Source organism: Acidovorax sp. KNOB132, assembly GCF_057541515.1.
Genome location: NZ_BAAJYT010000159.1, coordinates 1 through 8,845 on the forward strand (window position 1 = coordinate 1; position 8,845 = coordinate 8,845).

Genomic DNA, 8,845 nt, shown 5'->3' on the forward strand with positions numbered 1-8,845 from the left:
GGCGCGGTCCAGCACCCGCACCTTCCACCCGCGACGCGCCAGGCTCGCGGCCACCGAGGCGCCGGCCAGTCCCGCGCCGATCACCAGGCATTCGGACGCCGCCGCCACTTCCAGCGGCGGCGGGGCGTTGCGCGCCGCCCGGGGTTCCCAGGCCGGATCGAACGTGGCCTGCAGGTTGTCGCGCTTCGGGGGCACGCCGGGCACCTTGGCCACGGTGAAGCCGCACTGCGCGAGCGTGTCGCGCACCGCCCGCGCGATGGTCCAGGTCGCCAGCCGCGTGCCCCGCCGGCAGCAGCGCGCCACGGCCTTCAGGGTGTGTTCGTTCCAGAGATCGGGGTTGCGCTGCGGGCTGAAGCCGTCCAGGTAGACCGAATCGGCCGTCGGCATCTGCTGGCGCAGCATGGCCTGGGCATCGCCCACATAGAGCGTGAGCAGCACGCGGCCCTGCTCGAACGACAGGCGGTGCACGCCCGGCAGCAGCCCCCAGAACTGGTCGTGCAGGTGCTGCGCCAGGGGCGCGAGGTCGGGGTGGGCGCTGGTGGCGCGCAGCAGGTCGGCCGCGGCCACGGGGTGGGCCTCGCACGAGGCGAAGTGCAGCAGGGCAGGGCGATCGGGGTCGCTGCGCCAGGCCGCCCAGGTCACGAGGAAGTTCAACCCCAGGCCGAAGCCGGTCTCCAGGATGCGCCAGTGTGGCTGGCCGGCCCAGGCCTGGGGGAGGCCGCAGCCGTGCAGGAACACGCGGCACGCCTGGTCCAGGCCGCCGTTTTCACTGTGGTAACGGTCGCCGAACCGCGGGCTGTAAGGGGTGCCGTCCGCCAGCCAGTCGATGGGCTCCGGCAGGAACCGAGCCGGGTTCATTCCCGGCGGTTCAGGCGCTGGGCGGCACGTAGCCCTGGGCGGCGTCGGCGCCTTCGCCGAAGAAGTGCTGCTCCATCTGCCGGGCCAGGTACTGGCGGGCGCGGGCGTCGGCCAGGTTCAGGCGGTTTTCATTCACCAGCATCGTCTGGTGCTTGAGCCAGGCGGCCCAGGCTTCCTTGCTGACACCCTCCCAGATGCGCTTGCCCAGGTCACCGGGGTAGGGGGGAAAGTCGAGGCCTTCGGCTTCCTTGCCGAGTTTGATGCATTGAACGGTACGTGCCATGGGGAAGGGTCCTGGAAAGGTGGTTTAGATGTTTTAGGTATTTAAAACTGAAATTTCAGTAGTTCCAGTTTTGAAGAGCGACTTTCAGAATGCGTTGCATCGGTGATTTGCACCGGACCGCATTCCACAAAAGAAAGCCTCTCATGAACGTTCGCCGCGACTTTATCAAGTTTCCCCTCGCCGCCGCCCTGCTGGCCGGTATGGCCCTGACGGCTTTGCCGTCGCTGGCCCAGCCGGTGCAGTTCCTGAACGTGTCCTACGACCCCACCCGGGAGCTTTACGTCGAATACAACCAGGCGTTCGCCAAGCACTGGAAGGCCAAGAGCGGCCAGGATCTGGCGATCAAGCAGTCGCACGGCGGCTCCGGCAAGCAGGCGCGCTCGATCATCGACGGCATCGATGCCGACGTGGCCACGCTGGCACTGGGCGGCGACATCGATGCGCTCGTCACGCACGGCGGCCTCGTCAAGGCCGACTGGCAAAAACGCCTGCCGCACAATTCGGCCCCCTACACCTCGACCATCGTGTTTCTGGTGAAGAAGGGCAACCCCAAGGGCCTGAAGGACTGGGACGACCTGGCCAAGCCCGGCGTGCAGGTGATCACCCCCAACCCCAAGACCTCCGGCGGCGCCCGCTGGAACTACCTGGCCGCCTGGGAATTTGCCAAGCGCAAGTACGGCGGCGACGCACAGGCCAAGGACTTCGTCGCCAAGCTGTACAGCAATGTGCCCGTGCTGGACACCGGCGCCCGCGGCTCCACCATCACCTTCGTGCAGCGCGGCGTGGGCGACGTGCTGCTGGCCTGGGAGAACGAAGCCTTCCTGGCGCTGAAGGAGTTCGGTCCCGAGAAGTTCGAGATCGTCGTGCCGTCGCTGTCCATCCTGGCCGAGCCCAGCGTGGCGGTGGTGGACAAGAACGTGGACAAGAAGGGCACCCGCGCCGTCGCCGAGGAATACCTCAAGTACCTGTACTCCGACGAAGGCCAGGACATCGCCGGCAAGAACTTCTACCGCCCTACGGGCGACAAGGCCAAGGCCAAGTACGACAAACAGTTCCCCAAGCTCACGCTGGTGACCATCGACCAGGCCTTCGGCGGCTGGGCGAAGGCCGACAAGGCGCACTTCGCCGATGGCGGCAGCTTCGACCAGATCTACACCAAGAAGTGAAGACGACGGCGCTCTTGCCAATCCGCCCGCGCTAGAAAGCCCCATTCCATGTCCGTCCTCCTGATCGCCGGCAGCCCCTCGGAGCGTTCCCGCTCCGCCGCCCTGCTGGATACCGTGTCGCAGCGCCTGTCGGTGCGCGGTGCGCTGGTGCAGCGCCTGCACATCCGCGACCTGTCGCCCCAGGCGCTGCTGCTGGCGGACACGGGCCACCGCTCCATCGCCCACGCGGTGGACAGCGTGGCCGAGGCCAGCGTGCTGGTGGTGGCGACGCCCGTCTACAAAGCGGCCTACAGCGGCGTGCTCAAGGTCTTTCTCGACCTGCTGCCGCAGACGGCGCTCAAGGGCAAGACCGTGCTGCCGCTGGCCACCGGCGGCAGCGCCCACCACATGCTGGCGCTGGACTACGCGCTGCGGCCGGTGCTGCAGTCGCTGGGCGCCAAGCACATCCTGCCGGGCATCTACGCCACCGATGCCCAGGTCACGCTCACGCCCGAGGGCGCCTACGAGGTGGGGCACGACGTGTCCTTCCGGCTGGACGACGCCGTGAACGTGCTCATCACCGAAACCCTGCGGCCCGCGCCGGCCCAGGCCACGCGGTTCGCGCCGGTGCATTTCTCCCAGGTGCGATGTAGCGTTTGACGCGCCCCCGGGCGGCGCCGGCCTGTGGGCCGGCCCCCGCCGTCCGCTCCTCCCCAAGCCTTCCCCATTTTTGAGAACCCGCCCGCCGCGGGCAGGCCGCTGCATTGCCGCCCGCACCCGGTGCACCTCGCCAGAAAGACCGATCGCATGACTTCGAATTTCTCTTCCCTGCGCCGCCGGATGGTGGCTTCCGGCCTCGGCACCGTGCTGGCCGCCGGCCTGCCGCCCGCTTTGGCCCAGAAGGGCGACCGCGTTCTGCGCGTGGGCCACCAAAAGGGCTGGCTGTCGCTGCTCAAGGCCCGTGGCACGCTGGAAAAACGCCTGGCGCCTTTGGGCGTGAAGGTGACCTGGACCGAGTTCAATGCCGGCCCGGTGCAACTGGAGGCGCTGAACGTCGGCTCGATCGACTTCGGCGACGTGGGCGAAGCGCCCCCCATCTTCGCCCAGGCCGCTGGTGCGCCGCTGGTGTACGTGGGGGCCACGGTGCCGCGCCCGCAGCTGGAGGCCGTCGTCGTGCCCAAGGGCTCGGCGATCCAGAGCGTGGCCGAGCTGAAGGGCCTGCGCGTCGCGCTCAACAAGGGCTCGAACGTGCACTACCTGCTGGTCAAGGTGCTGGAAAAGCATGGCCTGCACTACCGCGACGTGCAGCCGGTCTTCCTCGCGCGCCCGATGCGCGGGCGGCCTTCGAGAAAGGCGCCGTGGACGCCTGGGTGATCTGGGACCCGTTCCTCGCGTCGGCGCAAAAGACGCTGCAGGCCCGCGTGCTGGCCGATGCCACGGGCGTGGCGAACAACCGCGCCTACTACTTTTCCTCGCGCGACTATTCCGCCAGGAACGCCGACGTGCTGCGCGTCGCCATCCAGGAGGTGGACGCCATCGACAAGTGGATCGCCGCACACAAGGCCGAGGCCGCGGCGGAGCTGTCCACCGTGCTGGGACTGGACCGCGCCGTCACCGAGCTGTTCGTGGGCCGGGCGGGCTACGGCACCTCGCTGGTGTCGCGCGACATCCTGGCCGAGCAGCAGGTGATCGCCGACACGTTCTTCGACCTGAAGCTCATCCCCCGCAAGCTCAACCTGCAGGACGCCGCTCCGGTGGACCTGCTCTGAAAGGGTGCACCCATGTCCGCACCTTTCCCAACCCCTTTGCAGGTACGCGTGCGTCGGGTGCTGGGCGTGACCGCCCAGGCCTGGGGCCTGTCGGCGCCGCGCGAAAGCGCCCGCGTGCTGGCGCTCGCCCCGGCACCCCGGGCTGCGCGCCGGCGCCGGGCCGTGGCGCGGGCGCCATTTTTCGCCATTTCCTACTGAACGACGACGAGGTCATCGCATGCAAGTGTTCTGGTTCATTCCCACCCATGGCGACAGCCGCTATCTGGGCACCACCGAAGGCGCGCGCCAGCTCAGCCACGACTACGTGAAGCAGGTGGCCGTCGCGGCCGACAGCCTGGGCTACGAAGGCGTGCTCATTCCCACCGGGCGCTCGTGCGAAGACCCGTGGGTGGTGGCGTCCAGCCTGGTGGCGGTGACACGCCGCCTCAAGTTCCTGGTGGCCGTGCGGCCGGGCCTGCACCAGCCCAGCCTGGCCGCGCGCATGGCGGCCACGTTCGACCGGCTCTCGGGCGGGCGGCTGCTGATCAACCTGGTGACGGGCGGCGACCAGGTCGAACTGGAAGGCGACGGCGTGTTCCTCGACCATGCGGCGCGCTACGAGCAGTCGGCCGAGTTCATCCGCATCTGGCGCGAGATCCTCACGCGCAGCCACGACGGCGGCACCTTCGATTACGAGGGCAAGCACCTCTCGGTCAAGGGCGCCAAGCTGCTGTTCCCGCCGCTGCAAAAGCCGTATCCGCCGGTGTACTTCGGCGGCTCCTCGGCCGCCGCGCACGACTTGGCCGCCGAACAGGTGGAGGCCTACCTGACCTGGGGCGAGCCACCCGCCGAAGTGGCCAAGAAAGTGGCTGATGTGCGCGAGAAGGCCGCGCGGCTGGGCCGCACGGTGAAGTTCGGCATCCGCCTGCACGTGATCGTGCGCGAGACCGATGCCGAGGCCTGGGCCGCGGCCGAGAGCCTCATCAGCCGCGTGAAGGACGAAACCGTGGTGCAGGCCCAGGCCGTGTTCGCGCGCATGGACTCCGAGGGGCAGCGCCGCATGGCCGCGCTGCATTCGGGCGGGGCCAGGCGCTCCCGGGCTGACCTGGAGATCAGCCCCAACCTGTGGGCCGGCGTGGGCCTGGTGCGCGGCGGCGCGGGCACGGCCCTGGTGGGCGATCCGCAGACCGTGGCTGACCGCATCAAGGAGTACGCCGCCTTGGGGATAGACACCTTCGTCATGTCGGGCTACCCGCACCTCGAAGAGGCGTACCGCTTTGCCGAGCTGGTGTTTCCGCTGCTGCCGCTGGCGTTGCAGGAAAAGCTCGCGGGCGGCGCGCCCGGCGGGCCATTCGGCGAGGTCGTGGGCAACCAGTACGCGCCGCGCGCGTCGCAAAGCTGAGCGGCGGGGCAGACCATGGCGATCCATTCCATCAACCATGTGCAACTGGCCTTTCCGGCGGGCGCCGAGGGCCAGATCCGCAACTTCTACAGCACGCTGCTGGGGCTGCCGGAATTGATCCACCCCATCGGCAGCACCCTGCGCTTTGCCGCGGGCGCGCAGCGCATCGAGCTGGTGCCCACCGAACGCTGGCAGCCGGCGCCTGCCGTGTCCCACCTGGCGTTCGAAGTGGAGAACCTGTCCGAGCTGCGCGGGCGGTTGCTGCAGGCCGAGCTGCCGCTGGTGGAGAACCGGGCGCTGCCCGGCTACCTGCGCTTTTATGTGAAGGACCCGGCGGGCAACCAGCTGGAGTTCCTCGAACCCGACAACGAACCGAGGTACGACGCATGACCGATACGGTACGAGAGCTGCAGGTCTCGCCCCTGCCCGAGTCGCCCGAAGGCCCGGCGGGCGCCTTGCCTGCGCCGCTGGTGCAGCTGGTGGCCGCCGTGTGGCGACGCCTGCTGCCCTGGCTGGTGCCGGTCGCGCTGATCGCGCTGTGGCAGGTGGCGTCCGCCCTGGGGTGGCTGTCCACCCGCGTGCTGCCCGCGCCACTGGACGTGGTCAAGGCCGCGTGGACGCTCACCGAATCGGGCGAGCTGTGGACCCATGTGAAGGTGAGCGCCAGCCGTGCCCTGGCGGGCCTGGCGATCGGCGGCGGCCTGGGGCTGGTGCTGGGGCTGCTCACCGGCTCGCTGCGCCTGGCCGAGACGCTGCTCGACTCCACCATCCAGATGGTGCGCAACATTCCGGCGCTGGCGCTCATTCCGCTGGTGATCCTGTGGTTTGGCATCGACGAGTCGGCCAAGCTGTTCCTCATCAGCGTGTCGGTGTTCTTTCCTATCTACCTGAACACCTTCCACGGCATCCGCAACGTGGACCCGGGCCTGATCGAGATGGGCCGAACCTACGGCCTGTCGCGCTGGCAGCTGTACCGCGAAATCATCCTGCCCGGCGCACTGTCGTCCATCCTGGTGGGCCTGCGCTTTTCGCTGGGGCTGATGTGGGTGATCCTGATCGTGGCCGAGACGATTTCGGCCCAGGCCGGCATCGGCTACCTGACCATGAACGCCCGCGAGTTCCTGCAGACCGACATCGTGCTGGTGGGCATCCTGCTGTATGCGCTGCTCGGCAAGCTGGCCGATGTGTTCGCCCGCGGGCTGGAGCACTGGTGGCTGCGCTGGCACCCCGGCTACCAGGCCAAGTCCTGAACCCGTCCGCCGTGCGCTCGACCGAAAGAAAGAAACCGCCCATGACCTTTTCCCATTCCCCCAATCGCCGCACGGTGCTGGCGGCGCTGGCCGCCACGGCCACGTTGGGCGGCACCGGTCTGGCCGCCGCACAAGGCGCTGCGCCGTCCGTGGTGCGCATCGGCTACCAGAAGTCGTCCACGCTGACCGCGCTGCTGAAAGTGCAGGGCACGCTGGAAAAGCAGTTCGCGCCGCTGGGTGTGCAGCCCGTGTGGCACGAGTTCACCAGCGGCCTGCCGCTGCTGGAGGCGCTCAACCTCGACAACCTGGACTTCAGCGCCGACGTGGCCGACACCGTGCCGGTGTTCGCCCAGGCCGCCGGGGCCCGCGTGACCTTCGTGGCACAGGAGGCGCCGTCGCCCACGGCCCAGGCCATCCTGGTGCGGGCGGACTCGCCGCTCAAGACCGTGGCCGAGCTCAAGGGCAAGAAGGTCGGCTTCGCCAAGGCGGCGGGTGCGCACTACCTGCTGATCGCCGCGCTGGAGAAAGCCGGCCTGTCGTTCAAGGACATCGAGCCGGCCTACCTCACGCCCGCCGACGGCCGCGCCGCCTTCGAGCGCGGCGCCATCGATGCCTGGGTGGTGTGGGACCCGTTCCTCGCAGCCGCGCGGCAGCAGTCTGGCGCCCGGGTGCTGGCCGACGGCACGGGCCTGGCGTCGTACCAGCGCTACTACCTGGCCAGCACCCGGTTCGCCCAGGCGCGGCCCGACGTGCTGCGCACCCTGTATGCCGAACTGGAAAAGGCCGGCCGCTGGACCAAGGCCTACCCCAGGGAGGCCGCCGCGCTGCTGGCCCCCGTGTGGGGCCTGGATGCGTCCGTCATCGAGCAGGCCAACGGCCGCCGCAGCTATTCCGTGCGGCCCGTGGTGCCCGAAGGACTGGCCGAGCAGCAGCGCATCGCCGATGCCTTCTTTGCCGAGAAGCTGATCCCGCGCCGGGTGGATGCCCTGGCCGTTCCCCTGTTCAAGCCCGGAGCCTGACCCCATGCCTGACGCCCGACCTTCCTCTTCTGCATCCCCCGCCGGCGGCGTGCGCCTGCAGGCGCGCAGCCTGTCCAAGCGCTACGGCCAGCGCGAGGTGCTGCGCAACGCGCAACTGGAAATCGAACCCGGCGAATTCATCGCCATCGTGGGCCGCAGCGGCTGCGGCAAGAGCACCTTGCTGCGGCTGGTGGCCGGGCTGGAGGCCGCCAGCAGCGGCACGCTCACCACCGACGGCCAAGCCGTGGCCGGCCTGCACGGCGACACGCGCATCATGTTCCAGGAAGCCCGGCTGCTGCCCTGGCGCCGGGTGCTCGACAACGTGACGATCGGCCTGCCCAAGGCCGCGCAGGCGCGGGGCCGCGAGGTGCTGGCGCAGGTGGGCCTGGCCGACCGCGAGGGCGAATGGCCGGCACGGCTGTCGGGCGGGCAGCGACAGCGCGTGGCCCTGGCGCGTGCCCTGGTGCACCAGCCGCGCCTGCTGCTGCTCGATGAGCCGCTGGGCGCGCTGGATGCGCTCACCCGCATCGAGATGCACCGCCTCATCGAGGGGCTGTGGCAGCGCCATCGCTTCACGGCGCTGCTCGTCACCCACGACGTGCAGGAGGCCGTGGCCCTGGCCGACCGCGTGGTGCTGATCGAGGACGGCCGCATCGCGCTGGACGAGCGCATCGACCTGGCCCGCCCTCGCTCGCAGGGCGACGCCGCGTTCGCCGCCATCGAAAAACGCATCCTCGACCGCGTGCTGCAAAAGCCCGACGCTGACCCGCCGGCCGATCCGGCCTGGCCCGGCATTCCCGCGCACGGGCTGCGCTGGGCGGTCTGAAACGACGCCTTCCATCGTTCCGTTCCCCTGATTTTCGATCCCACCGTTTTCCGTTCCCGGACTTTTCAAGGAGAAAACCATGTCCATCCAAGCCATCAACGTGCGCAATCAATTCAAGGGCAAAGTGCGCGAGATCGTCCGCGGCGACGTCGTGTCCGAGGTCGATGTCGAGACGCCCTGGGGCATCGTCACCTCCGTCATCACGACGCGCTCGGTCGATGAACTGAGCCTGGTCGTGGGCTCCGACGTCGTGGCGTTGGTCAAATCCACCGAGGTGTCGATCGCCAAGCTGTGAAGGGCATCGGGGCCAAAAA

The 8,845-nt window shown here is 69.1% G+C and carries 11 protein-coding genes and 1 pseudogene; 10 read left to right on the plus strand and 2 right to left on the minus strand.

The annotated features are described in order from the left end of the window. Both mnmC2 and AC27IO_RS17105 read right to left on the minus strand, forming a co-directional pair. The coding region (gene mnmC2 / locus AC27IO_RS17100) for a tRNA (5-methylaminomethyl-2-thiouridine)(34)-methyltransferase MnmC2 (RefSeq protein WP_498739845.1) at positions 1-840 on the minus strand (840 nt) is incomplete at its 3' end. A 28-nt stretch (positions 841-868) separates the two neighbouring features. Further along, complete coding sequence (locus tag AC27IO_RS17105) at positions 869-1,141, minus strand: oxidative damage protection protein (protein ID WP_284414462.1); 273 nt, start codon at positions 1,139-1,141, stop codon at positions 869-871. Positions 1,142-1,284: 143 nt separating this feature from the next. Between AC27IO_RS17105 and AC27IO_RS17110 the strand changes: the two genes are divergently transcribed. The 10 genes and pseudogenes from AC27IO_RS17110 (at position 1,285) to AC27IO_RS17155 (ending at position 8,826) form a co-directional block, all read left to right on the plus strand. After that, positions 1,285-2,307, plus strand: coding sequence for a sulfate ABC transporter substrate-binding protein (locus tag AC27IO_RS17110; protein ID WP_272569324.1), 1,023 nt, complete (start codon positions 1,285-1,287; stop codon positions 2,305-2,307). Positions 2,308-2,355: 48 nt separating this feature from the next. Beyond that, a complete protein-coding gene (gene ssuE, locus AC27IO_RS17115; protein WP_498739839.1) occupies positions 2,356-2,946 on the plus strand; it encodes an NADPH-dependent FMN reductase in 591 nt (196 codons plus the stop codon). Between the two features lie 147 nt (positions 2,947-3,093). Continuing rightward, positions 3,094-4,055: pseudogene (locus tag AC27IO_RS17120) on the plus strand (sulfonate ABC transporter substrate-binding protein). A gap of 12 nt (positions 4,056-4,067) precedes the next feature. After that, positions 4,068-4,253: a hypothetical protein gene (locus AC27IO_RS17125; protein ID WP_284425657.1), complete on the plus strand. Its 186-nt coding sequence runs from the start codon at positions 4,068-4,070 to the stop codon at positions 4,251-4,253. Positions 4,254-4,272: 19 nt separating this feature from the next. Continuing rightward, positions 4,273-5,436 (plus strand): FMNH2-dependent alkanesulfonate monooxygenase, encoded by a 1,164-nt coding sequence (gene ssuD / locus AC27IO_RS17130; protein WP_284425656.1) that lies wholly within the window; start codon positions 4,273-4,275, stop codon positions 5,434-5,436. Positions 5,437-5,451: 15 nt separating this feature from the next. Next, on the plus strand, positions 5,452-5,826 hold the full coding sequence (locus AC27IO_RS17135) for a VOC family protein (protein WP_498739841.1): 375 nt from the start codon (positions 5,452-5,454) through the stop codon (positions 5,824-5,826). Then, a complete protein-coding gene (gene ssuC / locus AC27IO_RS17140; protein WP_272569330.1) occupies positions 5,823-6,686 on the plus strand; it encodes an aliphatic sulfonate ABC transporter permease SsuC in 864 nt (287 codons plus the stop codon). The genes AC27IO_RS17135 and ssuC overlap by 4 nt, the downstream gene beginning before the upstream one ends. 41 nt (positions 6,687-6,727) lie before the next feature. Beyond that, positions 6,728-7,705 (plus strand): aliphatic sulfonate ABC transporter substrate-binding protein, encoded by a 978-nt coding sequence (locus tag AC27IO_RS17145; protein ID WP_498739842.1) that lies wholly within the window; start codon positions 6,728-6,730, stop codon positions 7,703-7,705. A gap of 4 nt (positions 7,706-7,709) precedes the next feature. After that, positions 7,710-8,531: an ATP-binding cassette domain-containing protein gene (locus AC27IO_RS17150; RefSeq protein ID WP_498739843.1), complete on the plus strand. Its 822-nt coding sequence runs from the start codon at positions 7,710-7,712 to the stop codon at positions 8,529-8,531. 79 nt (positions 8,532-8,610) lie between these two features. Further along, positions 8,611-8,826: a TOBE domain-containing protein gene (locus AC27IO_RS17155; protein ID WP_092743710.1), complete on the plus strand. Its 216-nt coding sequence runs from the start codon at positions 8,611-8,613 to the stop codon at positions 8,824-8,826. Positions 8,827-8,845: the final 19 nt, after the last annotated feature.